This window comes from Microbacterium limosum (assembly GCF_036324365.1).
Classification (GTDB): domain Bacteria; phylum Actinomycetota; class Actinomycetes; order Actinomycetales; family Microbacteriaceae; genus Microbacterium; species Microbacterium limosum.
Window position 1 is genome coordinate 467439 of record NZ_CP137080.1, and the last position, 26733, is coordinate 494171.

Below are 26733 nucleotides of genomic sequence, written 5' to 3' on the forward strand. Positions count from 1 at the left end.
CGCTCAGCGATCGAGGGCGGCGAAGCGCTCGACGTCCTGATTCGTGCCCGAGACGATGATGAGGTCGTGGTTGGTCACGACGGTGTTGGCCTCGGCGTAGCGGAACGGCTTGCCGGGGCTCTTCACCCCGACGACCGTGACGCTGTACTTCGAGCGCACGCCCGATTCGTTCAGGCCCACGCCCCGGATGAACTTCGGCGGGTACATCTTGGCGAGCACGAAGTCGTCGTCGAAGCGGATGAAGTCCAGCATCCGCCCGCTGACGAGGTGGGCGACGCGCTCGCCCGCCTCTCGCTCGGGGTAGATCACGTGGTTGGCGCCCACACGGGCGAGGATCTTGCCGTGCGACTGCGACACGGCCTTGGCCCAGATCTGCGGCACCTTGAGGTCGACGAGGTTCGCGGTGATGAGCACGGATGCCTCGATGCTCGACCCGACCGCCACGACCGCTACCTGGAAGTCGGCCGCACCGATCTGCGTGAGGGCGTCGACGTTGCGCGCATCGGCCTGCACCGTGTGGGTGACCCGTTCCGACCACTTCTGCACGAGGTCGAGGCTCTCGTCGATCGCGAGCACCTCGCGGTCGAGGCGGTCGAGCTCCCCGGCGCACGCGGCGCCGAACCGACCGAGTCCGATCACCAGGACGGGTGCGTCGCCGCGGATCTGCTCAACCAACGATGGGCCTTTCCACGGGCAGCGAGTACAGCTGCGAACGGGATGTCGCGGCCACCGCCGCGGCGAGAGTCACTGTACCAATGCGGCCCATGAAGATCGTCAGCGCCATGACATAGGCGGCGGGGTCGGGCAGCTCGGCGGTGAGTCCGGTCGAGAGCCCGACCGTGCCGAACGCCGAGATGACATCGAACAGGACCTCCTGGATGGGCGCCTTCGTCATCTGCGAGATGGTGATCGTCGACAGCGCGACGATCGTCGCGCCCCACGCGACGACGGAGAGCGCGACCCGCTGCACGTCGCTCGGGATGCGGCGGCCGAAGGCCTCGACCGAGGCGCGCCCCTTCGCCTCGGACCAGACGGCGAGGGCGAGGATGGCGAGCGTCGTGACCTTGATCCCCCCGGCGGTCGAGGCCGAGCCGCCGCCGACGAACATGAGCATCGATCCGACGACGAGGGACGATCCGTACAGCTCGCCGACGTCGACGACGGAGAATCCGCCCGAACGCGTCATCGCCGACAGGAAGAACGCCTGGAACGTGGTGTCCCATGCGTCAAGCGATCCGAAGGTGCCGGGATTGTCGTATTCGAGCCCGAGGAAGGCGAGCGCGCCGGCGACGAACAGCAGCATCGTCGTGATGAGCGTGAGCTTGGTGTGCAGCGACCACTTGCCGACGTGCCACAGGTGCCTCGAGAGCGTGTAGATGACGGGGAAGCCGATGCTGCCCAGGAACACGCCGATCATGAGCACGGTCAGCAGGAAGTAGTCGTCGGCGAAGGGGGCGAGGCCACCAGGGTTGGGGGTGAACCCCGTGTTCGTGAAGGCCATCGCCGCGTAGAAGGGGGCCTCCCAGAGCGCCTCGAGCGCGCCGATGCCCGCCATCAGCAGGGAGGGGTAGAGGAGCAGGGCGAGCGCGCCCTCGATCACGAGCGTCGACAGCGCGACGGTCCGGAGGAGCTGGCCGACCTCTCCGAGGCGCACCGTCTGCCCCTCGTTCACGGGGCCGCCGTGGGCGCGCAGGGGGTTCGAGTCGCCGGCGGCGATCAGCTTCGCGCGGAGTCCGAGCCGTTTGGAGATGATCAGCCCGAGGATCGACGCGAGGGTGAGTACACCCATGCCGCCGATGTTGACGCCGACGAAGATGATGACCTTGCCCAGCGGCGACCAGAACGTCGCGATGTCCACGGTCGTCAGCCCCGTCACGCAGATCGTCGAGACGGCGGTGAAGAGGGCGTCGGCGAGGGGAGCCCGTGTGCCGGAGGCGGATGCCGCGGGCAGCGAGAGCAGCGCCGTGAAGATCAGGATGAGGCTCGTGAAGACCACGATCGCGAATCGCGCGGGGGACGACGTCGTGAAGTCCCGGAAGAAGTGCCCGAGCTCGCGAAGGCGCCTGCGCCACGCCTCGGCGCGCGCCGAGCGGCGGCTGGTCGCCATGTACCGCCCCCTCACGCCGAAGACGACCTCATGGTACTCCGCGCATGGCGGGGCTAACCTATGGGGCATGGCCGACATCTTCGACGTCATCGCGGACGGCACGCGGCGCGAGATCCTCTCGATCCTCCTCGCGCGTTCGTCGTCAGGGGGGTCCGGCACGTCGGTATCCCAGATCGTGCATGAGTTGGGCGTCAGCCAGCCCACGGTCTCGAAGCACTTGAAGGTGCTGCGCGAGGCGGAGCTCGTGACGGTGCGCGAGGAGGGTCAGCACCGCTACTACAGCCTTCACCGCGAGCCGCTCGAACAGGTCGACGATTGGCTGATGCCCTTCCTCGTGCAGGATTCCACCGCCGGCATCCTTTCGGAGCTGGACGCGGCGTTGCCCGAGCCGGCCGCGCAGGCTGCCGACTTCGTCGGACGCGCCGCGGCATCCGCGAAGCACGCCGTGACCTCGGCGCTGCGCAAGTTCGGCAGCTGACGCGCGGCGTCTCACCGGCCCCAGGATTCACAGCGGTTTACACGAGGCTCGGCCAGCCCCTAGAGTGAGGCAGCGGCCGCCGTGGGGATCGGCCCACGACGAATGGGGACCGAAATCATGGCCGACCTTCCCGAGGTGCGCTTTCTGACCGTCGCTGAGGTCGCCGACATCATGCGCGTGTCGAAGATGACCGTGTACCGCCTCGTGCACTCGGGCGAGCTGCCCGCCGTGCGCTTCGGGCGGTCGTATCGCGTGCCCGAGCAGGCGGTCACCCAGGCACTGCAACGGCCGATCGCCGACGTCGGCTAGACTGTCCCGAGGCATTTTCCGCTTTTGCCCGTTCCCGGGCGTGTTCGCGCATGCGCGCGAGGGCGCCCAGACCCCGACTTAGTGAGGTTTTCCGTGGGTTCAGTCATCAAGAAGCGCCGCAAGCGCATGGCGAAGAAGAAGCACCGCAAGCTGCTTCGCAAGACTCGCCACCAGCGCCGCAACAAGAAGTAGCGGCCGGCCCCTCGGGGCCATCCACACCGAGCGCCTGTCCGAAGGACGGGCGCTTCGTGTTGTCGGCGGTGAGTTGCCGTGGTACCCCCGGGGGTATATGATCCTCGTCATGACCACAGAGAAGAAAGCGTCGGACGAGCTCCACGTCGACATGACGGGTGTGCTCCCGCGCCTCAAGCGCGCCCATGGCCAGCTGGCGGGCGTCATGGCGATGATCGAGTCGGGCCGCGACTGCAAGGACGTTCTGACGCAGCTCGCCGCCGTGTCGAAGGCGATCGACGGTGCCGGCTTCACCGTGATCTCGAGCGGGCTGGAGCAGTGCATCGCCCGCGGCGAGGCCGGGCAGGCCGACCGTGCGCGGCTCGAGAGGCTGTTCCATGCCTTCGCGTGAGGCGACCGGGGCCCCGCGCCGCATCGTCGTGGTGGGTGGGGTCGCCGCGGGGATGAGCTTCGCCGCGCGTGCGCGCCGGCTCGATGAGCGCGCCTCCATCGTCGTGCTCGAGCGCGGCGAGCACGTCTCGTTCGCCAACTGCGGCCTGCCCTACTTCGTGGGCGACGAGATCACCGAACGGTCGGCTCTGCTCGTGCAGACGCCCGAGAGCCTGCGCGCCGCGCTCGATCTGGACGTGCGCACGGGTCACGACGTGACGGCGATCGACGCGGAGCGGAAGATCGTCGTGGCAACCGCCGCCGGCGAGCGGGCCGAGTTCGAGTACGACGAGCTCATGCTCGCGCCCGGGGCCTTCGCGCTCCGCCCGCCGATCCCCGGTCTCGACGATCCGCGCGTGCGCACTCTGCGCACGGTGGGCGACGCCGCGTGGATGAAGGATGCCGCCGGCTCCGCCCGCCGGGCGGTCGTGCTCGGGGCGGGCTTCATCGGGGTCGAGGCGGCCGAGGCGCTGCGGCACCGGGGTCTCGAGGTCGACATCGTCGAGTTCGCACCGCACGTGCTGCCGCCGCTCGAGACGGAGATGGCGAGCCTCGTCACCGCCGAGCTCCGGCAGCACGGCGTGCGCGTGAACGCGGGCGTCGCGGCATCCGCCGTCGAGGGCGCGGGAGACCACGCCATCGTCCGGCTCTCGGACGGACGGGGACTTCCCGCCGATCTCGTGGTGCTCTCGGTCGGGGTGCGCCCCGACACCGCCTTCGCCGAGGCCGCCGGGGTCGCGACCGAGCGCGGTGCGATCGTCGTCGACGAGCACGGCCGCACGAGCGTTCCGCACATCTGGGCCGCCGGCGACGCCGTCGCGAAGACCGACCCCGTCACCGGGGCCCGCCGCCCCGTCGCGCTCGCGGGCCCGGCCAACCGCGAGGGGCGGCTCATCGCCGACGCCATGCTGGGCGAACGAGCGCCCCGCCCCATGGCGGCTCCGCTGGGCACCGCGATCGTGCGCGTGTTCGGTCTGACGGCGGCCCTCACGGGCGCGAACCGGCGGGCGCTGGATGACGCGGGCATCGACCACGAGACGATGCATCTTCACCCCGGCTCGCACGCGGGCTACTTCCCGGGCGCCGAGACGATCCACCTCGTCGTGCACTTCGCTCCGGCGACCGCCGACGAGCCCGGACGGATCTACGGGGCGCAGGCGGTCGGAGCCGACGGCGTCGACAAGCGCATCGACGTGATCGCCACCGCGATGCGCGCGGGCCTCGGCGTGGCCGACCTCATCGATCTCGACCTCTCGTATGCGCCGCCGTACGGCTCGGCCAAGGACCCCGTCAACATGGCGGGCCTGCTCGGGCAGAACGTCGTGGAGGGCGTCACGCGCCTCTGGCAGCCGCAGGATCTGCCCGATGTGCTCGCGAACGCCCTCGTGCTCGACGTGCGGCGCCGGGACGAGTGGGAGACCGGCTTCCTGCCGGGCGCCCTGCACATCCCGCACACCGAGCTGCGCGACCGCCTCGACGAGGTGCGCGAGGCCGCCGCCGGACGCCCCGTGCGCATCCACTGCGCGTCGGGCGTGCGCTCCTACCTCGCCCACCGTCAGCTCGCCGCGGCGGGCTTCGATTCCGCCACACTGTCCGGGGGGATGCAGACGCTTCTCGCCTACCACGGAAAGGACATCCTGACGTATGAAGTCGATCACCGTTCAGCAGCTGCGTGACCGCGAGGGCGTGCCGCTCATCGATGTCCGCGAGGAGGACGAGTTCGCCGCCGGCCACGTGCCGGGCGCGGTGAACCTGCCGATGTCGCGCATCGGCGACCTGCTCGACCGGCTCCCCGAGGGGCCCTTCGACGTCATCTGCCAGGTGGGCGGCCGCTCGGCGCGTGTCGTGGAGGCACTCGAGGCGCGCGGCCACGACGCCACGAATGTCGAGGGCGGCACCGGGGCGTGGGTCTCCGCCGGCTACGCCGTGGAGCGCTGATCCCCGGCATCCTCGGCGTCCACTGACCGATCCCCGTCGTCGCGACCACCCGCGACGACGGGGATCGCCTGCGTGAAGCTGCTGCGGCGCTCCTCCGCCTCGGCGCTGCCGGTGAACAGGCCGTCGTTGTCGCCGCGGGGCTCCTCGAGCTGCGGCTCGGTGGACTCGGCCGTCATCATCACGCGCTGCACGGGCAGGGCGGCGGGCATCGTGCGCTGCACCCAGGAGACCATCGCCTCGCGCACGTAGCAGCGCAGGTCGAACAGCGTGCCGGCGTCGGCGGCGGAGACGAGGATGCGGACGCGGACGAGACCCCCCGTCGCCTCCGTCACCTGCAGCACCGACGCACGGCTGTCCCACAGAGCCGTCTCCGCGAGCACCTCGGCGAGGTGCTCCCGCATGCGCGACGGGGAGACCCGCCAGTCCAGATCCAACTCGATCGCGCCCAGCAGCTCGCTGCCCTGCCGGGTCCAGTTCTGGAAGGGCTGCGTCGTGAAGTAGGTGCAGGGAAGCACGAGTCGCCGGTCGTCCCACAGGTCGAGCACGACGTAGCTGAGCGTGATCTCGCCGACGCGGCCCCACTCGCCCTCGACGACGACCACGTCATCCACGCGGAGGGCGTCGCTGAAGACCAGCTGTACCCCCGCGAACATGTTCGCCAGCACCGACTGCGCGGCGAGGCCGGCGACGATGGAGGCGATGCCCGCCGACGCCAGCAGGCTCGCGCCGACGGTGCGCACGGCGGGGAAGGTCAGCAGTGCGGCGCCGATCGCGATGACGACGATGACGGCGATCGCGAGGCGGCGCAGGATGAGCGTCTGGGTGCGGATGCGGCGGGCGACCCGGTTGTCGGGCACGTCGATCCGGTAACGGCCGATGGCCAGGTCGGTGCCGAAGCGCACGAGCGCGACGGCGAGCCACGCGCCGGCGGCGATGGCGACCATCGTGAAGATCTGGTCGATCGTGTCGAGCCAGTCGCGGTCGGGGAAGGCGAGGCTGAAGGCGATCCACAGCGAGACCAGCAGCAGAAGCGCGCGGAAGGGCCGGCGCGCGTAGCCGACGAGCCGGCTGGGCCAGGACTTCTTGCGCGCGACCAGCCGTACGGCGAGCGAGACGGCGGCGGTGATGACGATCGCGACGACGATGCAGGCGGCGACGGTGATGGCGAAGCCGAGCCACGGATCGAGCATGGGTCTCCCTTCTGAGGCGGGCGGGTCTGACACGATACGGTGCCCGCCTGAACGTCGGCGCCGCGTGGATATGCCGCGCCTAGAATGGGAGGGTGCCCACGCTCACGCTGATCGGGAAACCCGACTGTCACCTCTGCGATGTCGCGGAGGGCGTGATCGAGCGCGTCCTCGCCGAGCTTCCCGACGAAGCCGCCGACCGCGTCCAGCTGGTGCAGTCGTCGATCCTCGACGATCCTGCCCTGTACGCGCAGTGGTGGGAGAAGATTCCCGTCGTCCTCATCGACGGCGACCTGCACGCCCATTGGCGTGTCGCCCCCGACCGGCTGCGCGATGCATTGCTCGCCGCCGACGACCGACCGAAGGAAGCCACCGCATGAGCCTGCGCCACATCGTCATGTTGACCCTCTCGGCGCAGGACGAGCAGCAACGCGCTGCCGATGCCGCGGAGATCAAGACGCAGCTCGAGGCCCTCGTGGGCCTGGTCCCCTCCCTCCGGGCGATGTCCGTGGGCGTGAACTCGCTCTACCCCGAGGAGAACTGGGACGTCGTGCTCATCGCCGACTTCGACGACGCCGAGGGGCTCGCCGCCTACGTCACGCATCCCGCCCACGTCGCGGCGGCAGAGGTCATCGCCCGCGTGCGCCGGGACCGCGCCGCCGTCGACTTCGAGGTCTGAGACCCGCTCGACGCCTACGGGGCGAGGCGCGTCGGACCGCGGAAGAGGTACGTGACCTCGCGGATCGACGACTCGCCGAGCAGCAGCATGAGCAGTCGTGCCAGACCCATGCCGAAGCCGCCGTGCGGCGGGGCACCGTACCGGAAGAAGTCGAGGTAGAAGTCGAGGTGCTCGGGGTCGAGCCCCTTCTCCTTCGCCTGCTCGACGAGCACGTCGACGCGGTGCTCGCGCTGCGCGCCCGTCGTGATCTCGACGCCCTTGAACAGCAGGTCGTAGCTCTTGGTGAGGCCGGTCTCGGCGTCGCGCATGTGGTAGAACGCGCGGATCTCGGGGTGGTAGTCGGTGATGAAGACGAACTGGTGGCCGTAGGTCTCCTCGACGTGGGCGGAGATCTGGCGCTCGCCCTCGGGGTCGAGGTCGCCGTCGGTGCGGGGGATCTCGTAGCCGCGGGCCGCCACGATCTCGCGCGCCTCGGCGAGCGGGATGCGCGGGAACGGGATGGCGGGGACCTGCACCTCGATGCCGAACAGCTCCGCGATCTCGTCGCCGTGCTTGTCCTTGACCGCCTGGATCGCGGTCTGCAGCAGCTCCTCCTGCATCCGGGCGACGTCCTCGTGGGAGTCGATCCAGCTGATCTCGGCGTCGATCGAGGTGAACTCGGTCGCGTGGCGGCTCGTGAACGACGGGTCGGCGCGGAAGGCGGGCGCGATCTCGAACACCTTGCCGAAGCCGGCGGACTGCGCCATCTGCTTGAAGAACTGAGGGCTCTGCGCGAGGTACGCCGTCTTGTCCTCGAAGTACTCGAGCGAGAACAGCTCGGCGTTGGACTCCGACGGGCTCGCCATGAGCTTGGGGGAGTGCATCTCGATGTAGTCTCGCTCGACCCAGTAGGAGCGCATCGCGTGCTCGAGGGTCGTCTGCACGCGGAAGATGAGGTTGTTGCGGGCCTGGCGCAGGTCGAGGAAGCGCCAGTCCATGCGCTTGTCCATCGAGGAGTCCGCCGCGATCGGGGTCTCGGGCAGCGCCTCCGCGGCGATCTCGAGCCCGGCGATCTTCACCTCGACGCCGCCGAGCTTGACGCGCTCGTCGTGCTTGAGGTGCCCCCGTACCGTCAGGAAGGTGCCGGTCGCGAGGGCCGAGATGGTCTCGGTCAGCGCGAGCGCGGCGGATGCCCCGGCATCCGCGCCCTCGGCCAGCTCGCGCGTGGCGGGGTTGACCAGCTGCACCGCGCCCGTCTCGTCGCGCAGGATCACGAACTGCACCTTCTTCTGATCCCGGACGGTCTCGACCCACCCGGACACCTCGACGGGGCCGTCGGGAAGGGACTGAAGCTGCTTGACCAGGACGCGTTCGCTCACGAGCGCCCAGTCTACGTGCGCCCCCGCCACGCCCGATGCGGCGGGCGCTCAGATCGACTGGGTGGTCTCGCTCACGGGCCATCGCGGGTCCGCGACCCCCGACCCGCGTAGCCTGAAGGCATGACGACGCCCGCTGCGCCGCCCCGCCGCTCCCCGCTCCTGATCCTCGCCAACGCCCTGCGCGGTGCCCTCATCGGCACGGCCGAGCTGCTGCCGGGCATCTCCGGCGGCACCATCGCCCTCATCACGGGTGTGTACGAGCGGCTCATCGGCTCCGCCGCCGCCGTCGTCTCCGCCGTGAAGGCGCTGCTGTGGGGGCCGGGCCGGCTGGCGGGCTTCCGTGCCGAGATCCGCCGGGTGGACGGCTGGCTGATCGTGCCCCTCCTCGTGGGCATGGCGACGATCGTGCTCACGCTCGCCGGCCCGATCGAGGGTCTCGTCGCGGCGTACCCCGAGGAATCCCGCGGGCTGTTCTTCGGGCTCGTCGCCGCGAGCATCGCCGTGCCGATCGGTCTCGTGCCGCGCGTGGTGCGCAGCCGCTCGTCGCGGGCGGCGGGCCTGCTCGTCTTCCTCGCGGCGGCCGCGGGCGCCTTCCTGCTCGTCGGGCTCGCGGGCGGAGGCACGGCGGTCGAGCCGCCGCTGTGGTTCGTCTTCGTGGCCGCCGCGATCGCCGTGTGCGCGCTCGTCGTCCCGGGCGTCTCGGGGTCTTTCTTCCTCCTCGCGGTCGGGCTGTACTCGCCGACGCTCGTCGCCGTCGACCAGCGCGATCTCGGCTACATCTCCGTCTTCGCCGCCGGCGCGCTCCTGGGTCTCGTGACGATCGTGCGGGTCATGAAGTGGCTGCTGGACGCACACCGGCGCCTCACCCTGCTGGCGATGGCGGGCCTCATGCTCGGCTCGCTGCGGGCCCTGTGGCCCTGGCAGGTCGGCGAGTCCGGCGAATCCTCGGCGACGGGGGTGCCCGTCCTGCCCACCGAGCCCGTGCTAGCGCCGATCCTTTTCGCGGTGCTCGGGGCGGGCGTCGTGGTGGCGCTCATCCTCGTCGAACGCGCCTACGCGCGGCGGCTCTCAGAGGCCGTCCAGATCCCGGCCCCGTAAACTGTGCGGGTGCCCGCCGATCGCCTCCATCTCGTTCGCCACGGTGAGGTCGACAACCCGCGGCGCATCCTCTACGGCCGCATTCCCGGTTACCGACTGAGCGCCGATGGCCGCGACATGGCGCGCCGCGCCGCCGAGCACGTCGAGCAGCAGGGGCGCCCCGTCGCGGCGCTGGTGTCGTCGCCGCTCGAGCGCGCCCGCGAGTCGAGTGAGCCGTTCACCGAGATCTTCGGGCTCGAGCCCGTCATCGACGACCGGGTGATCGAGCCGACCAACGTCTTCGAGGGCCGGCGCATGAGCCGCGCCCTCGCGAATCCGCTCAACTGGCGACACCTGCGCGATCGCGACCTGCCCAGCTGGGGCGAGCCCTACGCGCACGTCGTGTCGCGCATGCGGCAGGCGATGAACGCCGCCTGGGATGCCGCGGCATCCGGCGACGTCGTCGTCGTCTCCCACCAGCTGCCGATCTGGGTCACGCACCTGGCCGTCGCGGGCGAGCCGCTGCGTCATGATCCGCGCAGACGCCGGTGCGCGCTCTCGAGCGTCACAAGCTTCGCGCGCGAGGACGGCCGCTGGAGAGAGGTCTCCTACGCCGAGCCCTCCGACCTGGCCGGCGCCGTGGACGTGGGGGCGGTATGAGGCGGGTCATGGCGGCCGCGACGGCGGCCCTGCTCGCGCTCGGCCTGACCGCGTGCTCGGTCAACGACGATCTCGCGCAGCAGTACCGCGAGGGCAACGACAAGGGCTTCATCGCGGGCGAGTTCCAGGTGGTCGAGATCGCCGAGGCCGATCGCGGCGAGCCGGTGGTGTTCGAGGGCGTCACCGAGCACGGCGACGCCGTCTCGAGCGACGATCTCGCGGGCGAGGTCACGGTGGTGAACTTCTGGTACGCCGCATGCGGGCCGTGCATCGCCGAGGCGCCGCTGCTGGAACAGGTGTGGCAGGAGCACGAGGGCCAGGGTGTCCAGTTCCTCGGCGTCAACATCTACGACCAGCCCGCGACCGCCCGCTCGTTCGCCGTGGAGAACGGCATCAGCTACCCGAGCGTGATCGACATCGAAGAAAAGGCCGTCTCGTTCGCGTTCGCGCAGGCGACGCCCATCCAGGCGACGCCCACGACTCTCGTGCTGGATGCCGAGGGCCGAGTCGCCGCGCGCATCATCGGACAGCTCGAGTCGGCGTCGATCCTCGACACGCTCGTCGCCGGCGTCGTCGCGGAGAGCGCGTGAACCCGGGCCTGGCCGTCGTCGACGGCGCGCTGTGGCTCGCCCTGCCGATCGCCCTCGCCGCGGGCCTGGTCTCCTTTCTCTCCCCCTGCGTGCTGCCTCTCGTGCCGGGATACCTGGGGTTCATCGGCGGGGCGGTCGCGCCGCGCCGCTCGGGCACCGCGACCGTCGGGCGCGGACGGCTGCTGGGCGGCGTGCTGCTGTTCATCGCGGGATTCACCCTGGTGTTCATGACGGTCAACGTGCTCGGGGGCACCGTCGGCGGCTTCTTCATCCGATACGCCGATCCGATCATCCGCGTCATGGGGGTCGTGATCATCCTCCTCGGCCTCGTCTTCATCGGGCTCTTCGGCATCGCCCAGCGCACCTCGCGCCCTCGCGTGTCCTCCCGCGTGGGCCTCGTGGGCGCGCCTCTGCTCGGCATCGCGATGGGCATCGGCTGGACGCCCTGCATCGGGCCCACGCTCGCGGCGATCTTCTCCATCTCGTGGAACCTCGGCGACCCGGGGCGCGCGGCGCTGCTGGGCCTCGCCTACTCCGCCGGCCTCGGCATCCCGTTCGTGCTGCTGGCGCTCGGGCTCGGCTGGGCGACGCGGTCGGTGGGGTTCCTGCGCCGCCACATCCGCGTCGTGAACATCATCGGAGGCGCCCTGCTGATCGCCCTGGGCCTGCTCATGGTCACGGGCGTGTGGGGTCGACTCATGTCGCAGCTGGGGGCGGTGATCGGCGGTGTCGAACTCCCGCTCTGACCAGATGACATCCGACCCGCTGCGGCCGTCGGATCACGCCGACGGCACCGACGTCGAACAGCCCCGGCTCGGGCTCTCCGGCTGGGTGCGGTGGGGGTGGCGGCAGCTGACGAGCATGCGCACCGCCCTGCTGCTCCTGCTGCTGCTCGCGATCGCGGCGATCCCCGGATCCCTCGTGCCGCAGCGCAGCGCCGACCCCAACGGCGTGACGCAGTACTTCCGCGACCACCCCGAGCTCGCGCCCGTGCTCGACGGTATCCAGATGTTCGACGTCTACACGTCGGCGTGGTTCTCGGCCATCTACCTGCTGCTGTTCATCTCGCTCATCGGCTGCGTCATCCCCCGCACGCAGCACCACGCGAAGGCCCTGCGCTCCCGCCCGCCCCGCACGCCCGTGCGCCTGTCGCGGCTCGCCGACCACGAGGAACACCGCGTGCCGGTGCCCGCGGGCACCGATCCGGAGGCCGCGGCATCCCGCGCCATCGACGACGCCACGGCCCAGCTTCGCCGCGGCGGGTACCGCGTCGAGCGCTATGACGACCGCGGCACGTGGTCGGTGTCGGCCGAGCGCGGATACCTGCGCGAGACCGGCAACCTCGTCTTCCACGCCTCGCTCGTCGGCGTGCTCATCGCCGTCGGCTTCGGCGGCGGGTTCGCCTACACCGGTCAGCGGGTCGTCGTGGAGGGCACCACCTTCGTGAACACGCTGGGCGAGTACTCGTCCTTCAACCCGGGTCGCTTCGTCGACGGCACGAACCTGTCGCCCTACGCCCTCACCCTCGACGAGTTCGAGGTCACCTACGAGGCGCCCGGCACCACCGCGGCGGGCCAGGCGGGCGACTTCGCCGCCGTCGTCACGACCCGCGTCGCCGGCGAGGATCCCCGCCCGGACGAGGTGCGGGTGAACCATCCGCTGCGCATCAACGGCGACCAGGTGTACCTGCTGGGCAACGGGTACGCACCGACGATCACGGTGCGCAATGCCGAGGGCGAGGTCGTCTTCAGCGAGTCGCAGCCGTTCCTGCCGCAGGATGCCAACATGACCTCGCTGGGGATCCTGAAGATCCCCGACGGCATGCCCGAGCAGCTGGGGCTGGTCGGCTTCCTGTATCCGACGCAGGGCACGCTCGCCTCGGGGGCGTACACCTCGATCTTCCCCGACCTGATCAACCCGGTCATCACCCTCAACGTCTTCGCGGGCGACCTCGGCATCGACGACGGCACCCCGCGATCGGTGTACGCGCTCTCCACCGATGGCATGGAGCAGCTCACCGGCGGCGACACGGGCACGGAGTCGATCGAGCTCGCCCCCGGGCAGACGGCCGACCTGCCCAACGGCTGGGGGACCGTCACGTTCGAGAACCAGGCCGCAGGCGCCGAGGACGACACCGTCAAGCGCTTCGCGTCGTTGCAGGTGCACCGGGACGTCTCGGCGCCGTGGGTGCTGGCGTTCGCCGTGCTGGCCCTGCTCGGCCTGCTGACGGCCCTGTTCGTGCCGCGCCGGCGCATGTGGGTGAAGGCGAGGGTGGATGCCGACGGCGCCGCCGGTCCCGAGCTCGTCCTGGAGTACGCCGGTCTGGCCCGAGGCGAGGACCCGGGGCTCGCCGTCGCCGTCTCGCAGCTGGCGGGTCGGCACCTGCGCGCACGTGCGGGCGCCCCGGCTGACGCATAATCCCGCGACATAGACTGGAAGACATGCCCGCCACCGAGTCCCTCTCGCTCGACGCCGTCTCGATCCTCAGCATCTGGACGGCGATCGCGATCTACGCCCTGGCGTTCGTCGCCTACGCGTTCGACCTCGCCAGGCGCTCCGCCGACGCCGCGACGGCCAAGGACGCGGCGCGGGTGGCCGAACGCGAGCTCGTGGGGGCGTCGGTCGGCGGCTCTTCGGCGCGCCCCGCGGCATCCGGCGCCTCGGCTTCGGGGCCGATCCGTCGCCCCCGGCAGGTCTGGGCGCGCATCGGCACGTCGCTGACCGTGCTGGCCTTCCTCTTCCACCTCGTCGCCACGGTGCTGCGCGGCATCGAGGCGGAGCGCGTGCCCTGGTCGAACATGTACGAGTTCGCGATGACGGGCACGCTCCTCATCGTGGCGGTGTATCTCGGGGTGCTCTTCCGCTACGACCTGCGCTTCCTCGGCACGTTCGTCACGGGGCTCATCGTCGTGCTGCTCGCGGGGGTCATGCTCGGCGGCCTCTACGTCGAGGTCGTGCCGCTCATGGACCCGCTGAAGTCGGTGTGGCTCGTCATCCACGTCTTCGTCGCCTCGCTCGCGACGGCCTTCTTCGCCCTCGCCTTCGCGCTCAGCGTGCTGCAGCTCATGCAGGCGCGTCGCGAGGCGAACGCCGTCGCCGACGCCGAGGCGGGCCGCGACCGCATGCGCTTCCTCCGCACGCTGCCCACCGCCGAGAGCCTCGAGAGCCTCGCGTACCGCTTCGCGATCATCGGCTTCATCTTCTGGACCTTCACCCTCATCGCGGGCTCGATCTGGGCGCAGGACGCGTGGGGCCGCTACTGGGGCTTCGACACCAAGGAAGTGTGGACCTTCGTCATCTGGGTGCTCTACGCCGGCTACATCCACGCGCGGGCGACCCGCGGGTGGCGCGGCAACCGTTCGGCGTGGCTGTCGATCATCGGCTTCGCGGCCGTGATGTTCAACTTCACCGTCGTGAACATCTTCTTCAAGGGTCTGCACTCGTACTCCGGCCTCAACTGAGCCGCAGCACCCGCCCTCCGGGGCGCCCGGGCGGGATCAGGCGGATGCCGCGAGCGCCGCGCGTGCGGAGGTCGTGCGTCGCCGGGCCACCGCCAGGGTCGTCGCGACGAGCGCGAGCAGCGACCAGATGAGCAGCGCCGCGACCCCCGCGCCCACACCCTCGATGCCCGCGAGGGCGCCGAGCATCGCGTGGTAGGCGGGTGAGGTGGGCATGAGCCCCGCGACCGTGGCGAGCACGCCCGGCACGGTCGAGACGACGCCGGTGGCCATCGCGAGCACGCCCACGATCGCGGCGATCCACCGGCCGGCGCCGCCGAAGACCGCGACGAGCGCCTGGTTGACGGCAGCGAACGCCACGCCGGCGAGCACGGCGACGCCGGCGAAGCCGAACCATTCGCCCCACGTGTACGTGGCTGCCAGCTGCACGACCGCGGCGACGAGAACGCCCTGCACGGCGCCGATGAGGGCGGCGGGGGCGAACGAGCGCAGCGCGAGCACCGCCGACGGCCTCCGGGCAGTCAGGGCCCGCGTTGTCAGCGCGCCGAGCGCCACGAAGGTAGCCAGGGCGCCGAACCACAGCACGAGCATCGACAGCAGCGGGATCGCCGACGCCCCGAACAGCGAGGTGCCCACCCCGTCGGCCGCGACGGGATCGCTCACGACCTCGGCGAGATTCTGCGCCTCGGTGTCGGTGTAGGAGGGCAGCGACGAGGATGCCTCGGCGAGGCCGTCCGCGAGCTCCCGCGAGCCCCCGGCGAGCTCGCCCAGGCCGGTCGCGAGCTCCTCGGTGCCCGTCTGCAGCTCGGCGAGCCCGCCCGCGAGCTGGTTCGCGCCGGACTGCAGCTGCGCCGCGCCGGAGGCCGACTGGTCGACGCCGCCCGCGAGCTGGTCGAGCCCGCCGGCGATCTGACCGACGCCCGAGCCGAGCTGGCGGAACTGGCCCGCGATCTGCGACGTCGCGCCGGCATCGAACTGCTCGAGCCCGATGCGCGTCGACGACGCGCCGGTGGCGACGGCTCCGACGGCCTGAGAGGCGATCTCCGTCTGCTGCGCGGCCTGCGCGAGCTCGGCGCAGAAGTCGGGGTCGTCGACGGGGTTCTCGCAGCGAGCCACGAGGCCCGTCACGGTCGTGGCGGCGCCGCCGGCAGCCTGGGCGGCACCGAGGGCGCCCTGCTCCAGCTCGGTCGTGCCGTCGATCAGCTGCTGCGGCACGAGGCCCTGAGCTTCCAGCTGGGCGGCGCCGGCGTTCGCGCCGTCAGCGATCTGCCGCGCGCCGTCGCCCGCCCCGCGGGTCTCGTCCGCGATCGTGCGGAGACCGCCCGCGAGCGAGCCCGCCCCCGAGGCGAGGCCGGATGCCCCCTCGCCGAGCTGCGCGACGCCGCCCGGCAGCTCCGCAGCGCCCGCCGCAGCCTCCTCCGTGCCCGTCGCGAGCTGCGATGCGCCGAGGGCGGCCTCGCCGAGCTGGTCTCCGATCGTCGTGAAGCCGAGGAAGACGTTCTCGAGCGTGAGGGACGACAGCTGCTCGCCGAGCACGGCGGCGGCGGTCTGCGTGATCTGCGCCGTGATGGCGTCGTCGACGATGAGGGCATCGGGCGGGGTGGAGACCTCGATCACGGCGCGCTGGGCCGTGACGCTCGCGGCATCCGCCCCCGTCGCCGCGAGGGACTGCCCCGACGAGGTCGCCGCGGCGGAGAAGTTCGCGGGGATCGTCACGACCGCCTGGTAGGCGCCGTCCTCGAGGCCCTCGGCGGCGTCGTCGGCGTTGGAGAGCACCCACGTCAGGTTCGACTCGACGTCGTCGGAGCCCTCGACCAGTCCCGCCGAGAGCTGGCGGCCGAGGGGCGTGAACTGCCCGTCGATCTCGACCGCCTCGTCCTCGTTCACGATCGCCGCGGTCATGGCGTCGAGCCGCTCGGTGGGATTGTACAGGGCCGAGACGAGGATGCCGCCGAGCACCGCCGGCAGCAGGAGGACCCCCAGCACGGTCAGCCACGTGACGGGCTTGCGAGAACGCGCGCGTTCGATGGGCAGGGTCATGCGATCACCTCGGTGGAGGTCGTGGGGAAGGGGGATGCGGGAGCCGCGGCGGCGGGAGGGGCCGCGGAGGGTGGGTCGGCCGCGAGGGTCAGCCCGGCCACGTCCCTGCGTCGAGCGTCGCTCAGGAGGGCGAGCGCGGGCGCCTCGCGCCGGGCCGACGCGACGAGCGTCACATCGCCCGCGTCGCGCAGCAGCGCCGCCGCCTGGTCGCGCAGGCCCGGTTCGAAGAGGGCGTCGAGCCCGTCGACGACGACCGTGCGCGGCGAGCCCGCGAGGGCGGCGCGCAGCTCGGCGAGCGGGGCGTCGGAGCCGCCCAGCAGGGCCACTCCCACGTGGGCGCGCACCCACGCCGCCCGGCCGGGCAGCAGGTGGCCGCCGACCTTCAGCAGGCCCTCGCTCGGGGGGATGCGCCCCGCGAGCGTGAGCAGGAAGACACGGCATGCCGCGGCATCCGCCCCCGACACCAGCAGGGTGCCCGCCGGCTCGACGCGGAAGGTCGCACCCGAGAAGACGGTTCGCTCGTCGTCACGCACCGCGACGCCCTCGCCCACGACGGCGGCGGTGGAGCCGGGCTCGGGCCAGTCGGCGAGCTCGAGCTCGCGGCGCACGGCGTCGCCCTCGACATCGAGCACGGGCAGGGTGCGCTCGAGCCACCGCGGCATCCACCACGCCTTGTCTCCGAGCAGCGCCATGAGGGCGGGGATGAGGGTCATGCGCACGAGGAAGGCGTCGACGGCGATGCCGACCGCGAGTCCCAGGGCGATGGGTTTGATGGAGGAGTCGCCCTCGGGCACGAACGCGGCGAACACGCCGAACATGATGAGCGCGGCCGCCGTGACGACGCGGGCCGACGCCGTGAAGCCCGACCGGACGGCGTCGACGGCGATCCGGCGCGCCGTGCGGCCGTCGCGGCGGGCGTGGACGAAGTCCTCGCGCATGCGCGTGACGAGGAACACCTGGTAGTCCATCGCGAGCCCGAAGAGCACGCCCATCAGCACGATCGGCATGAAGCTGATCACGGGGCCCACGCGGGCGACGTGCAGGAGGTCGGCGAACCAGCCCCACTCGAACACCGCCGCGACGACGCCGAACGCGGCGGCGACCGAGAGGAGGTAGCCGAGGGCCGCGGTCAGCGGCACCGCGATCGAGCGGAAGACGATCATCAGCAGCAGGAAGGACAGGCCCACGACGAAGACGCCGAAGGGGATCAGCGCCTCGCCGAGCCTGTCGGAGATGTCGATGCCCACGGCAGTGAACCCTGTGACGACGAGGTCGATGCCGTACTCGTCCGAGATGCGCTCCGCCTCGGCGCGGAGGTCGCGCACCAGCTGGGCGGTCTCGGGCGAATCCGGCGCGGTCTCGGGGATGATCTGGATGATGCCGGTGTCGGCCGTCTCGTTCGGGGTCGCCAGGGCGATCTCCTCGACGCCCGGCACGCGCTCGATCTCGGCGGCGAGGTCCTCCATGAGCCCGAGCGGGTCGGTCGAGGTCACGATCGTGCCGGTCATCACGAGGGGGCCGTTGAACCCGGGGCCGAACTCCTCGGCCGTCAGGTCGTAGTTGACGCGCGCCTGCGAGGACTCCGGCAGCACACCGGCGTTGGGGAGGGCGAGCGCGAGACTCCCCGACGGGATCGCGACGACCCCGAGACCGATGACGACGGCGAGCGTCGTCACGAGCGGATGCCGTGTCACCGTGCGCACCCAGCGGTTCTCGCGCGGGGCGGATGCCGGGGCCGCCCGACCGCCCCCCGCCTTCGGGGCCTGCGGCATCCGCCCGCGCACGCGGGAGCCTATGAAGCCCAGCATCGCGGGGGTGAGGGTTATCGCGACGGCGACGGCGATCGCGACGGCCACGGCGGCGGCGATTCCCATCGTGGTGAGGAACGGGATGTTCGCGAACGAGAGCCCGACGAGCGCGATCAGGACGGTGATGCCGGCGAAGACGACCGCGGAGCCCGCCGTCCCGGTGGCGCGGGCGACCGACTCCTCGGGATCGACGCCGGCCCGCACCTGGTCCTGGTGGCGCGCGACGATGAACAGGGCGTAGTCGATGCCGACCGCGAGCCCGAGCATGAGGGCCAGCAACGGTGTCGTGGAGGAGATCGGGGCGAACACCGTCGCGAAGAAGATGAGGGCCATCGACAGCGCGACGCCGATGAGCGCCGTCAGGAGCGGCAGGCCCGCCACGACGAAAGAGCGGAACGTCACGATCAGCACGAGCAGGGCGATGATGAGGCCCACGACCTCGGTGATCGTCACGCCCGGCACCGACGTCGAGAACAGGTCGCCTCCGAGGGCCGCCTGCGATCCTTCGGGCAGGGCGTCCTCCAGCACGGCCACCTCGTCCTCGAGGGCCGTCTTGGCGGCCGCGGGCACGTCGGTCGCCTGTCCGTCGAACTGCAGCCGCACGATCGCCGCGGAGGCATCCTCCGTGACGAGCCCCGAGACCATCTCGTCGAACGGGTCCGTGACGGCGAGTACTCCGTCGATGTCCTCGAGTGCCGCGATGGCATCGGCGATGGCGCCCGAGTAGGGCTCCTCGTCGACCCGGTCGCCCTCGGCGGCGACGACGATGAACTGCGCGCTCGTGCCGGAGGCCTGGGGGAAGGTGCGGCTCAGCTGCTCGAGGCCCTCCTGCGCCTCCGTGCCGGGGATCGAGAAGGAGTTGTCGGTGCCCTGCCCCAACAGCACCGCGCCGCCGCCCGCGAGCCCCACGACGAGCAGCCAGCCGATGAGCACGCGCCACGCGTGGCGGAAGGACCAGCGGCCGAGCGAATAGAGGAGAGTGGACACGGAGCCTCCTGTGAGACGGATGCATCGAGGACGATACGGCGCTGTATCCGATACACAGGTGTATCGTATGGGTCGGTCGCCCCGCAAGGCTGGGCGCGCGGTGTGAATCGAGGGAACGATGAGCGACGAGACGGTGGCCCCGACGCGGCGGCGCGAGAACACGCGCCAGCGCCTGCTGGATGCCGCGGCGCAGGTGTTCGCCGAGGTGGGGCTGGACGCGGCATCCGTCGAGGCGGTGTGCGAGCGCGCGGGGTTCACTCGCGGCGCCTTCTACTCCAACTTCGACTCCAAGGAGGAGATGTTCCTCGAGCTCGCCGGCCGTGTGGCCGACGAGCGCGTGCTCGCCGTGCGGGCGCGGGTGGCCGAGCTCGAGTCCCAGGGTGCGTTCCCCTCCGCCGCGACCGACGCGCTGGCGATCGTGCAGCGCGTCATCGACATGTCGGCCGAGGACCGGCTGGGCGTCCTGCTCATGAGCGAGATCCGCATCCACGCGCTGCGCTCGCCGGCGCTCGCCGAGGCGTACCTCACGCAGGAGGAGCAGATGCGCGAGAGCGTCGCGCAGATCATCGACGACATCGCGCGCGCGGGACAGATCAGTTTCCGGGTGCCCGCGCGGGAGGCGGCGGACCTCATGCTCATGGTGTGGGAATCTGCCTCCGTGCGGGCCGTGATGTCGGGCGAGGGTCAGGCGGGCGCGGTCCGGCGCACGAGCGAGAAGCTCGCGGCCGTGGCCCGGCTGATCATCGAGCCGCGCGAGCCGTGAGCACCTCGTAGCACCGCTCCAGGCGCGCGATCCACCACGCGCGGCGGTCGGCGGCCACGGCATACGCGTCGAGCAGAGCGGGATCGGGCACGACCCGGCGCACGGGGATCGAGCCGCCGACGGGGCGCAGGGGCTCGGCGGTGACGTCTGCGGCGAGCAGCGCCGCGGTGCCGAGGCCGCAGTCGTAGTCGAGCGTCGGCAGGGCCGCGGCGAGGGCCGCGCCCATCGCGAGCCCGACGGAGGAGTCGAGGGCGCTCGAGACAACGGCCGGCAGGCCCGCGGCGGCGACGATGGCAGCCGCGCGACGCGGTCCGCCGAGCGGCTGCGCCTTGATCACGAGCAGGTCGGCCGCGCCGGCGCGGGCGACCGCGAGGGGGTCGTCGGCCTTGCGCACCGATTCGTCGGCCGCGACGGGGATGCCGAGGTACCGGATGCGCCGGCGCAGCTCCGCGAGCTCGTCGAGTCCGGCGCAGGGCTGCTCCACGTACTCGAGGTCGAACTCCGCGAGGGCGTGGACGGCGTGCTCGGCCTCGTCGAGGTTCCAGGCTCCGTTCGCGTCGAGGCGGATCCGGCCCTCCGGCCCCATGATCTCGCGCACGGCCCGCACGCGCGCGACGTCGTCGGCCAGGCGCTGGCCGGGCTCGGCGACCTTCACCTTCGCCGTCCGGCAGCCCTCGAAACGCTCCAGCACCCCCGCGGCGGCGTCCGCCGCGACGGCCGGCACGGTCGCGTTGACGGGGATCGAGTCGCGCAGGGGCTCGGGCGCCGGGTGCCACCCGAAGTCGATCGCGGCCTCGAGCCACGCGGATGCCTCGGCATCCCCGTACTCGGGGAAGGGCGAGAACTCGGTCGCCCCCTCGGGGCCCTCCAGGATCATCACCTCCCGCACGTCGATCCCGCGGAAGTGCGTGCGCATCGGCAGGGCGACCACCTGCGCGCGCTCGCGCAGCTCGGACAGGGGGGGCGGGGGAGGGGTGTCGCCAGTCACGCCTCCATCCTGCACCCGGCTCTAGGCTGGCCGCATGCTTCTCGAGACCCCCGTCACACTCGGCGTGCAGCTGCAGCCTCAGCACACCCCCTACCCGGCGATCCGCGAGGCGGTCGCGCGCGCCGAGGGGATGGGGGTGGACATCCTCTTCAACTGGGACCATTTCTTCCCGCTCTCGGGGGATCCCGACGGCATGCATTTCGAATCCTGGACCGAGCTGGCGGCGTGGGCGGAGCAGACCGAGCGGGTGCAGTTCGGTGCGCTGGTCAACTGCAACAGCTACCGCAATCCCGACCTGCAGGCGGACATGGCCCGAACGATCGATCACATCAGCGCCAAGGGCGGCGAGACGGGCCGCTTCATCTTCGGCACCGGATCGGGCTGGTTCGAGCGCGACTACACCGAGTACGGCTACGAGTTCGGCACGGCGGGTTCGCGGCTCGACGATCTCGCCGCGGGGCTCTCGCGCATCGAGGCGCGGTGGGAGGTGCTCAACCCCGCCCCCACGCGGCGCATCCCCGTGCTCATCGGCGGCGCGGGCGAGAAGAAGACGCTGCGCATCGTCGCACGGCACGCCGACTACTGGCACAGCTTCGTCGGGCCCGACGACCTCCCCCGCAAGATCTCGATCATCGAGGACTGGGCCGCCCGCGACGGCGGCGACGCGAGCCGCCTCGTCGTCTCCAACGAGATCGCCCGCCGCAGCGACGAGGAGGTCGACGCCCTGTACGACAGCGGCGTGCGCCTGTTCACGCTCGCGCTGCGAGGGCCCGACTTCGACTGGGCATCGGTCGAGCGCTGGCTCCGCTGGCGCGACGAGCGAAACGCCGCCGGCGCATGACCATGGTCTCCGAGCTCTTCGACGCCGACGCGTGGGCCACCGCGCCCGGTGCCGACGCCTACACCGACATCACGGCGCACCTCTCCCTCGACGGGCGGATCGCCCGCATCGCGTTCGATCGTCCCGAGGTGCGCAACGCCTTCCGTCCCCGCACGGTGGACGAGCTGTACGACGCGCTCGACCGCGTGCGACAGGACCCGCGGGTGGGTGTCGTGCTGCTCACGGGCAACGGGCCGAGCCCCAAGGACGGGGGATGGGCGTTCTGCTCGGGCGGCGACCAGCGCATCCGGGGCCGCGACGGATACACCTACGCGGCCGACGAGGCGACCGCCCCCGACCCCGCGCGGGCGGGGCGGCTGCACATCCTCGAGGTGCAGCGCCTCATCCGCTTCATGCCCAAGGTCGTCATCGGCGTGATCCCCGGCTGGGCCGCGGGCGGCGGACACAGCCTCCACGTCGTGTGCGACCTGTCGATCGCGAGCGCCGAGCACGGCCGCTTCAAGCAGACCGATGCCGATGTCGGCTCCTTCGACGCCGGGTACGGCAGCGCCTACTTCGCGCGCCAGATCGGGCAGAAGTTCGCGCGGGAGGTGTTCTTCCTGGCAGAGGAGTACTCGGCCGAGCGGGCCTACGAGATGGGCGCCGTCAACCGCGTCGTGCCCCACGCCGAGCTCGAGCGCGAGGCGATCGCGATGGCGCGCACGATCCTCACGAAATCGCCGACCGCCATCCGCATGCTGAAGTTCGCCTTCAACGCCGTCGACGACGGCATGGTGGGCCAGCAGGTGTTCGCGGGGGAGGCGACCCGCCTGGCGTACGGCACCGACGAGGCCGTCGAGGGGCGCGACTCCTTCCTGCACAAGCGCGACCCGGACTGGTCGCCGTACCCGTGGCACTACTGACCCCGGGCGACCCGGCCGATCCGCTCGCCCTGCAGGGGGCTCTCCTGCAGGCGATGGATGCCGGGGGCCCCGCCGTCGTCGTGGGGGTCGATCCCGCGCGACTCGACCGGGACGCCCTGCCCGCGGGCACCGCCCTCGTGCTCGCGACGAGCGGATCGACGGGCGTGCCCAAGCGGGTCGCGCTCTCGGCGGCGGCCCTGCGGGCGAGCGCCGCCGCCACGGCCGCGCGCATCGGCGAGGGCGCGTGGGTGCTGGCGCTCCCCGCGTCGCGCATCGCCGGCATCCAGGTGCTCGTGCGCGCGGCGCTCGCGGGCGCCCCCGTGCAGCCGGCCGCGTCGGGCGGAGCCGCCGACGTGGCGGCTGCCGCCGCGGCGCTCCCCGCCGGCGCGCCGGCCTACACGTCCCTCGTCCCCGCACAGCTGCGCGCCCTCCTGCGCGACGCCCCCGACGCCCTCGCCCGCTTCGAGGCGGTGCTGGTGGGCGGTCAGCGCACACCGCCCGACCTGCTCGAGGAGGCGGCGGAGCGGGGCATCCGGGTCGTGCGCACCTACGGCTCCACCGAGACCGCGGGAGGTTGCGTCTACGACGGGGCCCCGCTGCCCGGGGTGATGCTGCGCATCGAGGCGGGGGAGGTGCTCGTCGCGGGCGAGATGCTCGCGGACGGGTACGTCGGCGAGCCGGCCGCGACGGCGGCCGCCTTCCCCGTGCGGGACGGGCGGCGTTGGTACCGCACGGGCGATCGCGGCGCGCTCGCGGCGGACGGAGCGCTGCAGGTCACCGGACGGGCCGACAACGTCATCGTCTCGGGCGGCGTGAACGTCAGCCTCGACCTCGTCGAGGCCGCCGTGCACACGGTGCCCGCGCTGCGCGACGCCGTCGTGATCGGGGTGGCCGACGAGACGTGGGGCGAGGCATCCGTCGTCGTGACGGCCCAGGGGGACGCGCGCGACCTGGCCGACGCCCGTGCCGCGGTCGAGCGTGCGCTCGGGGCGGCGGCGCGCCCGCGGGAGGTCGTGCGGGTCGGGGCCGTTCCGCTGCTGGCCTCCGGCAAGCCCGACCGGGTGGCCCTGCGCGAGCGATTCGGCGGGCGCCGCCTGGGATGATCCCTCGTCGCAGGGCGGGCGCTTACCGGTCGGGGTCGACGCCGCCCGGGGTGGGGGTCAGAAGGGCGCGTCTTCGAGGTCGGGGACGAAGCCGACGGTGACCGGTGGCGGGGTGTCGGTGTAGCTGACTCCGCCGGGTGAGGTCCATTCGATGACGCCGCCGGGATGGTGTCTCACCCGCCAGGGTGTTTCCCCCTTCACGGTGTGATGTCGTCGGCAGAGCGCAGCGAGATTTCGATGGTCGGTCTGCCCGCCGAGCGCGTAGTCGTGGCCATGGTCGATGTCGCACCGGTGGGTGGGCATGCGACACCCGGGGAATCTGCAATGTGGATCTCGGACCCGAAGGTATCGGGTCAGATCCGCGGTTCTGGTGTATCGATCGACGGCGAGGACGCCTCCGGTGATGGGGTCGGCGAGCACCCGCTCCCATCCCGGCGCAGTCACGGCGAGTAGTCGGGCCGTGTCGAGGTCGATCGGTGTGCGCCCGACGAGTTCGGCGGGGTCTTCGGTGACTCCGGCCAGTGCGAGGGCGGGGACGGTGACGTTGACGGTCGCGCGGATGGATGCGAGTCCGCCGTGTCCGTCGCCGAGGCCCTCACCCGACTCCACGTCGATGCGGTGGGTGAGGACGAGCTCGGTGAGCACGTCGGCACGCACCTGATCCATCGTTCGGGAGTCGGCGGCATCCATCGCACCGGTGTTCGTGTGGCCGTCGTTGAGGACCTCGCGGGCGATCTGGCTGATCAGGGCGTGGATGCCGTGCACCGGCACGGCCGGGCCGCGCAGCAAGAGTTCGGTCATGCCGTCGGCGACATCCCGCACCCACACTCCCCGACCCTCCCGTGCGGCTTGGTGCCGTTCGGCGAAGGTGGTGGGTTGCACCTGCTCGACCAGCCGCGCGAGCTGCGCGCCGAGGCGTCCGGGCGTCGTCGAAACCGCCCGCTCGAGCGCTTCGCCCTCGAACGCGGCCCGGATGTCGGGGTCGGTGAGCTTCACCCCGTGCTCCACGATCGCCCGCACATGGCCGACCGATACCCGCCCTGCGGCCAATGCCTCCCATGTGGCCGCGAACCGGGTGACAACCGTATGGGCGTCATCCATCCGGCGTTGCACCGAGCGGTCGGGCTGTCGGGCATGCGCCCCGAGCTCAGCGGCGAGTGCCCGCAGCGGCAGGTCGACCTCCCGGCCCGCGGTGCGGGGGATCTCCGCCATCCGCTCCAGTCCCACCGTCTGCGTTTCGGCCAGCACCGCCATCGCGTGCGCTTCGGCCGCAGCGATCGCCGCGACCGCCGCCGCGTACCTCGCCGCCAACGCCGCCGCCACGGCATCCACACCGTCGACATCGGCGACGTCGTCGTCGTGCGTGTCACCGTCGTTCGTCTTCACGTTCGAGACTGTACGCGGGGCCTCCGACATCGACATTCGAAGATTGGCCCCGCAGGTCCCGGTTCGAGACTTTCCGGGTGAGACATCTCCCATCCTCGAAAGCCCCGCCCCAGCCCCACCCGCTGACGCCCCCGCCCGCTCTCCCCGCCCGCAACCTCCGTGGGAAGAACACCTAGGATGATGCCTCGTGGCAGGCACCCCCTCGAAGAAGCGCAAGAACCACGGCACCCGTCCCCGCACGGGCGGGCACCCGGCGGGGCGCCGACCCGCGAAGGGCCCCGCGAAGCCGGCGCCCGCGACGGCGCGTGACTGGATCGGCGCGGCGCGGCTGCGCACGCTCCCCCTCGCGATCGCGCCGGTCGTCGTCGGCACGGGAGCCGCCGTGCTGGCGGGGGGGCTGTTCCACTGGGTCATCGCGCTCGCGTGCCTCGCGGTCGCCGTCTTCCTGCAGATCGGCGTCAACTACGCCAACGACTACTCCGACGGCGTGCGCGGCACCGACGACCACCGCGTTGGCCCCGCCCGGCTGACCGCCTCCGGCAGGGTCGCACCGCGCGCGGTGCTCACGGTGTCGCTCGTCTTCTTCGCGCTCGCCGCCCTCGCGGGCCTCGCCATCGTCGTGCGCACGCAGCAGTGGTGGCTCCTGCTCGTGGGCGCCGCCTGCATCGTCGCGGCGTGGTTCTACACCGGCGGCAAGCGGCCCTACGGCTACATGGCGCTCGGCGAGGTGTTCGTCTTCGTGTTCTTCGGCCTCGTCGCCACCGTGGGAACCACGTGGGTGCAGGCGGGTGCGATCCCGCAGGAGGCCTGGTTCGCCGCGGTCGCCGTCGGTGTGCTGGCCGTCGCGGTGCTGCTGGCCAACAATCTGCGCGACATCGATCAGGACCGCCTCGCCGGCAAGCGCACGCTCAGCGTCCTCGTCGGGCGGCGCGCGACCCAGGTGCTCTTCACGGTCTTCGTGCTGGTCCCGTTCGCGATCTCCGCCTATCTCGCGCTGTTCTACCCGATCGCGTGGCTGACGCTCCTGGCGCTGCTGGCCGGGCTGCCCGCCATCCTCATCGTGTGGACGTACCGGATGCCTCGGGAGCTCGTCACCGCGCTCGCGCTGACGTCACTGACCTCGCTCGGCTACGCCGCCCTGCTCGCCTGGGCCTTCGTCGGCTGAGGCGTCGCCGGCGGGTGTCGCATCGGCCTCGGCATCCTCTGCGTCCTCGTCGCGTTCCGCTCGGCGGCGGCGCCGCGCCTGGATCTCGGTGCTCACCTGCTCGAGCGGGCGGCGCAGGAAGATGAGCGAGAGGCTCAAGCCGATGAGGGCCGCGAAGACCACCGCCAGCAGCCAGTTCTGGCGGAAGATCGGCAGCAGCAACAGCAGACCCAGGGGGACCAGGAACGCCAGCAGCCGCAGGATCGTGTAGACGAGGACGGGCGGCAGTTTCACCGTCTCATCCTAGGT

At 71.8% G+C, this 26733-nt stretch carries 28 protein-coding genes; 19 read left to right on the forward strand and 9 right to left on the reverse strand.

Annotated elements, in window-relative coordinates:
• Positions 1 to 3 precede the first annotated feature (3 nt).
• Together RYJ27_RS02315 and RYJ27_RS02320 are read right to left on the reverse strand one after the other, a co-directional pair.
• Positions 4 to 675, reverse strand: coding sequence for a potassium channel family protein (locus tag RYJ27_RS02315; protein ID WP_330171168.1), 672 nt, complete (start codon positions 673 to 675; stop codon positions 4 to 6).
• Positions 668 to 2107 (reverse strand): TrkH family potassium uptake protein, encoded by a 1440-nt coding sequence (locus RYJ27_RS02320; RefSeq protein ID WP_330171169.1) that lies wholly within the window; start codon positions 2105 to 2107, stop codon positions 668 to 670. Before RYJ27_RS02320 ends, RYJ27_RS02315 begins: the two co-directional genes overlap by 8 nt.
• A gap of 67 nt (positions 2108 to 2174) precedes the next feature.
• Between RYJ27_RS02320 and RYJ27_RS02325 the strand changes: the two genes are divergently transcribed.
• From RYJ27_RS02325 to RYJ27_RS02350, 6 genes are all read left to right on the forward strand, one after another.
• Positions 2175 to 2585, forward strand: coding sequence for an ArsR/SmtB family transcription factor (locus RYJ27_RS02325; protein WP_330171170.1), 411 nt, complete (start codon positions 2175 to 2177; stop codon positions 2583 to 2585).
• Between the two features lie 117 nt (positions 2586 to 2702).
• A complete protein-coding gene (locus RYJ27_RS02330) occupies positions 2703 to 2894 on the forward strand; it encodes a helix-turn-helix domain-containing protein (protein ID WP_330171171.1) in 192 nt (63 codons plus the stop codon).
• 93 nt (positions 2895 to 2987) lie between these two features.
• On the forward strand, positions 2988 to 3086 hold the full coding sequence (locus tag RYJ27_RS02335; protein ID WP_003792170.1) for a 30S ribosomal protein bS22: 99 nt from the start codon (positions 2988 to 2990) through the stop codon (positions 3084 to 3086).
• Positions 3087 to 3195: 109 nt separating this feature from the next.
• Positions 3196 to 3477, forward strand: a complete 282-nt coding sequence (locus RYJ27_RS02340; protein WP_330171172.1) for a metal-sensitive transcriptional regulator — start codon at positions 3196 to 3198, stop codon at positions 3475 to 3477.
• Positions 3464 to 5191 carry an FAD-dependent oxidoreductase gene (locus tag RYJ27_RS02345; protein ID WP_330171173.1) on the forward strand — a complete coding sequence of 576 codons (1728 nt, stop codon included), beginning with the start codon at positions 3464 to 3466 and terminating at the stop codon, positions 5189 to 5191. The genes RYJ27_RS02340 and RYJ27_RS02345 overlap by 14 nt, the downstream gene beginning before the upstream one ends.
• Complete coding sequence (locus RYJ27_RS02350) at positions 5160 to 5453, forward strand: rhodanese-like domain-containing protein (RefSeq protein ID WP_330171174.1); 294 nt, start codon at positions 5160 to 5162, stop codon at positions 5451 to 5453. Before RYJ27_RS02345 ends, RYJ27_RS02350 begins: the two co-directional genes overlap by 32 nt.
• Here RYJ27_RS02350 and RYJ27_RS02355 read toward each other — a convergent pair.
• Positions 5435 to 6643, reverse strand: a complete 1209-nt coding sequence (locus RYJ27_RS02355; RefSeq protein ID WP_330171175.1) for a mechanosensitive ion channel family protein — start codon at positions 6641 to 6643, stop codon at positions 5435 to 5437. The genes RYJ27_RS02350 and RYJ27_RS02355 overlap by 19 nt on opposite strands.
• 92 nt (positions 6644 to 6735) lie before the next feature.
• Here RYJ27_RS02355 and RYJ27_RS02360 point away from each other — a divergent pair, with 92 nt between their 5' ends.
• Both RYJ27_RS02360 and RYJ27_RS02365 read left to right on the forward strand, forming a co-directional pair.
• On the forward strand, positions 6736 to 7020 hold the full coding sequence (locus tag RYJ27_RS02360) for a glutaredoxin family protein (protein WP_330171176.1): 285 nt from the start codon (positions 6736 to 6738) through the stop codon (positions 7018 to 7020).
• Complete coding sequence (locus tag RYJ27_RS02365; protein WP_330171177.1) at positions 7017 to 7319, forward strand: Dabb family protein; 303 nt, start codon at positions 7017 to 7019, stop codon at positions 7317 to 7319. The genes RYJ27_RS02360 and RYJ27_RS02365 overlap by 4 nt, the downstream gene beginning before the upstream one ends.
• A 14-nt stretch (positions 7320 to 7333) precedes the next feature.
• Here RYJ27_RS02365 and aspS read toward each other — a convergent pair whose 3' ends face one another.
• Positions 7334 to 8677 carry an aspartate--tRNA(Asn) ligase gene (gene aspS, locus RYJ27_RS02370; RefSeq protein ID WP_330171178.1) on the reverse strand — a complete coding sequence of 448 codons (1344 nt, stop codon included), beginning with the start codon at positions 8675 to 8677 and terminating at the stop codon, positions 7334 to 7336.
• Between the two features lie 120 nt (positions 8678 to 8797).
• On the opposite strand from aspS, the gene RYJ27_RS02375 reads away from it, so the two are divergent.
• From RYJ27_RS02375 to ccsB, 6 genes are read left to right on the forward strand one after another with little or no spacing between them, the layout of a single operon-like run.
• A complete protein-coding gene (locus tag RYJ27_RS02375) occupies positions 8798 to 9775 on the forward strand; it encodes a DUF368 domain-containing protein (protein ID WP_330171179.1) in 978 nt (325 codons plus the stop codon).
• A gap of 9 nt (positions 9776 to 9784) precedes the next feature.
• Positions 9785 to 10414, forward strand: a complete 630-nt coding sequence (locus tag RYJ27_RS02380; protein WP_330171180.1) for a histidine phosphatase family protein — start codon at positions 9785 to 9787, stop codon at positions 10412 to 10414.
• Between the two features lie 8 nt (positions 10415 to 10422).
• On the forward strand, positions 10423 to 11004 hold the full coding sequence (locus tag RYJ27_RS02385) for a TlpA family protein disulfide reductase (RefSeq protein ID WP_330171181.1): 582 nt from the start codon (positions 10423 to 10425) through the stop codon (positions 11002 to 11004).
• Positions 11001 to 11750 (forward strand): cytochrome c biogenesis CcdA family protein, encoded by a 750-nt coding sequence (locus RYJ27_RS02390; RefSeq protein ID WP_330171182.1) that lies wholly within the window; start codon positions 11001 to 11003, stop codon positions 11748 to 11750. Before RYJ27_RS02385 ends, RYJ27_RS02390 begins: the two co-directional genes overlap by 4 nt.
• Positions 11751 to 11754: 4 nt before the next feature.
• Complete coding sequence (gene resB / locus RYJ27_RS02395; protein ID WP_330171183.1) at positions 11755 to 13422, forward strand: cytochrome c biogenesis protein ResB; 1668 nt, start codon at positions 11755 to 11757, stop codon at positions 13420 to 13422.
• Positions 13423 to 13445: 23 nt separating this feature from the next.
• Complete coding sequence (gene ccsB, locus RYJ27_RS02400) at positions 13446 to 14465, forward strand: c-type cytochrome biogenesis protein CcsB (RefSeq protein WP_330171184.1); 1020 nt, start codon at positions 13446 to 13448, stop codon at positions 14463 to 14465.
• 36 nt (positions 14466 to 14501) lie between these two features.
• Here the strand turns inward: ccsB and RYJ27_RS02405 are convergent, their stop codons facing one another.
• Positions 14502 to 16502 carry an ABC transporter permease gene (locus RYJ27_RS02405; protein ID WP_330171185.1) on the reverse strand — a complete coding sequence of 667 codons (2001 nt, stop codon included), beginning with the start codon at positions 16500 to 16502 and terminating at the stop codon, positions 14502 to 14504.
• Entirely contained in the window at positions 16499 to 19297 is a 2799-nt protein-coding gene (locus tag RYJ27_RS02410; protein WP_330171186.1) for an efflux RND transporter permease subunit, read from the reverse strand. Before RYJ27_RS02410 ends, RYJ27_RS02405 begins: the two co-directional genes overlap by 4 nt.
• A 118-nt stretch (positions 19298 to 19415) precedes the next feature.
• On the opposite strand from RYJ27_RS02410, the gene RYJ27_RS02415 reads away from it, so the two are divergent.
• On the forward strand, positions 19416 to 20060 hold the full coding sequence (locus RYJ27_RS02415) for a TetR/AcrR family transcriptional regulator (RefSeq protein ID WP_330171187.1): 645 nt from the start codon (positions 19416 to 19418) through the stop codon (positions 20058 to 20060).
• Here the strand turns inward: RYJ27_RS02415 and RYJ27_RS02420 are convergent.
• Positions 20038 to 21048: an o-succinylbenzoate synthase gene (locus tag RYJ27_RS02420; protein WP_330171188.1), complete on the reverse strand. Its 1011-nt coding sequence runs from the start codon at positions 21046 to 21048 to the stop codon at positions 20038 to 20040. The genes RYJ27_RS02415 and RYJ27_RS02420 overlap by 23 nt on opposite strands.
• A gap of 34 nt (positions 21049 to 21082) precedes the next feature.
• Here RYJ27_RS02420 and RYJ27_RS02425 point away from each other — a divergent pair, with 34 nt between their 5' ends.
• From RYJ27_RS02425 to RYJ27_RS02435, 3 genes are read left to right on the forward strand one after another with little or no spacing between them, the layout of a single operon-like run.
• Complete coding sequence (locus RYJ27_RS02425; protein WP_330171189.1) at positions 21083 to 21889, forward strand: LLM class F420-dependent oxidoreductase; 807 nt, start codon at positions 21083 to 21085, stop codon at positions 21887 to 21889.
• On the forward strand, positions 21886 to 22791 hold the full coding sequence (locus RYJ27_RS02430) for a 1,4-dihydroxy-2-naphthoyl-CoA synthase (RefSeq protein ID WP_330171190.1): 906 nt from the start codon (positions 21886 to 21888) through the stop codon (positions 22789 to 22791). The genes RYJ27_RS02425 and RYJ27_RS02430 overlap by 4 nt, the downstream gene beginning before the upstream one ends.
• Positions 22779 to 23894, forward strand: a complete 1116-nt coding sequence (locus tag RYJ27_RS02435; protein WP_330171191.1) for an AMP-binding protein — start codon at positions 22779 to 22781, stop codon at positions 23892 to 23894. Before RYJ27_RS02430 ends, RYJ27_RS02435 begins: the two co-directional genes overlap by 13 nt.
• Before the next feature lie 57 nt (positions 23895 to 23951).
• On the opposite strand, the gene RYJ27_RS02440 is transcribed toward RYJ27_RS02435, so the two are convergent.
• Positions 23952 to 25280, reverse strand: coding sequence for an HNH endonuclease signature motif containing protein (locus RYJ27_RS02440; RefSeq protein WP_330171192.1), 1329 nt, complete (start codon positions 25278 to 25280; stop codon positions 23952 to 23954).
• 187 nt (positions 25281 to 25467) lie between these two features.
• On the opposite strand from RYJ27_RS02440, the gene RYJ27_RS02445 reads away from it, so the two are divergent.
• Positions 25468 to 26445 carry a 1,4-dihydroxy-2-naphthoate polyprenyltransferase gene (locus tag RYJ27_RS02445; protein WP_330171193.1) on the forward strand — a complete coding sequence of 326 codons (978 nt, stop codon included), beginning with the start codon at positions 25468 to 25470 and terminating at the stop codon, positions 26443 to 26445.
• Here RYJ27_RS02445 and RYJ27_RS02450 read toward each other — a convergent pair.
• On the reverse strand, positions 26392 to 26718 hold the full coding sequence (locus RYJ27_RS02450) for a DUF4229 domain-containing protein (protein ID WP_330171194.1): 327 nt from the start codon (positions 26716 to 26718) through the stop codon (positions 26392 to 26394). The two genes, RYJ27_RS02445 and RYJ27_RS02450, sit on opposite strands and share 54 nt — an antisense overlap.
• Positions 26719 to 26733 lie beyond the last annotated feature (15 nt).

What these genes read in the sequence shown, in the direction of transcription:
- RYJ27_RS02330 (WP_330171171.1), top strand. Translation starts at nt 2,703, where the DNA reads ATGGCCGACCTTCCCGAGGTGCGCTTTCTGACCGTCGCTGAGGTCGCC.
- RYJ27_RS02415 (WP_330171187.1), top strand. Translation starts at nt 19,416, where the DNA reads ATGAGCGACGAGACGGTGGCCCCGACGCGGCGGCGCGAGAACACGCGC.
- RYJ27_RS02325 (WP_330171170.1), top strand. Translation starts at nt 2,175, where the DNA reads ATGGCCGACATCTTCGACGTCATCGCGGACGGCACGCGGCGCGAGATC.
- RYJ27_RS02385 (WP_330171181.1), top strand. Translation starts at nt 10,423, where the DNA reads ATGGCGGCCGCGACGGCGGCCCTGCTCGCGCTCGGCCTGACCGCGTGC.
- RYJ27_RS02430 (WP_330171190.1), top strand. Translation starts at nt 21,886, where the DNA reads ATGACCATGGTCTCCGAGCTCTTCGACGCCGACGCGTGGGCCACCGCG.
- RYJ27_RS02320 (WP_330171169.1), bottom strand. Translation starts at nt 2,107, where the DNA reads ATGGCGACCAGCCGCCGCTCGGCGCGCGCCGAGGCGTGGCGCAGGCGC.
- RYJ27_RS02345 (WP_330171173.1), top strand. Translation starts at nt 3,464, where the DNA reads ATGCCTTCGCGTGAGGCGACCGGGGCCCCGCGCCGCATCGTCGTGGTG.
- RYJ27_RS02340 (WP_330171172.1), top strand. Translation starts at nt 3,196, where the DNA reads ATGACCACAGAGAAGAAAGCGTCGGACGAGCTCCACGTCGACATGACG.
- RYJ27_RS02350 (WP_330171174.1), top strand. Translation starts at nt 5,160, where the DNA reads ATGAAGTCGATCACCGTTCAGCAGCTGCGTGACCGCGAGGGCGTGCCG.
- RYJ27_RS02425 (WP_330171189.1), top strand. Translation starts at nt 21,083, where the DNA reads ATGCTTCTCGAGACCCCCGTCACACTCGGCGTGCAGCTGCAGCCTCAG.
- ccsB (WP_330171184.1), top strand. Translation starts at nt 13,446, where the DNA reads ATGCCCGCCACCGAGTCCCTCTCGCTCGACGCCGTCTCGATCCTCAGC.
- RYJ27_RS02365 (WP_330171177.1), top strand. Translation starts at nt 7,017, where the DNA reads ATGAGCCTGCGCCACATCGTCATGTTGACCCTCTCGGCGCAGGACGAG.
- RYJ27_RS02355 (WP_330171175.1), bottom strand. Translation starts at nt 6,643, where the DNA reads ATGCTCGATCCGTGGCTCGGCTTCGCCATCACCGTCGCCGCCTGCATC.
- resB (WP_330171183.1), top strand. Translation starts at nt 11,755, where the DNA reads ATGACATCCGACCCGCTGCGGCCGTCGGATCACGCCGACGGCACCGAC.
- RYJ27_RS02375 (WP_330171179.1), top strand. Translation starts at nt 8,798, where the DNA reads ATGACGACGCCCGCTGCGCCGCCCCGCCGCTCCCCGCTCCTGATCCTC.
- RYJ27_RS02405 (WP_330171185.1), bottom strand. Translation starts at nt 16,502, where the DNA reads ATGACCCTGCCCATCGAACGCGCGCGTTCTCGCAAGCCCGTCACGTGG.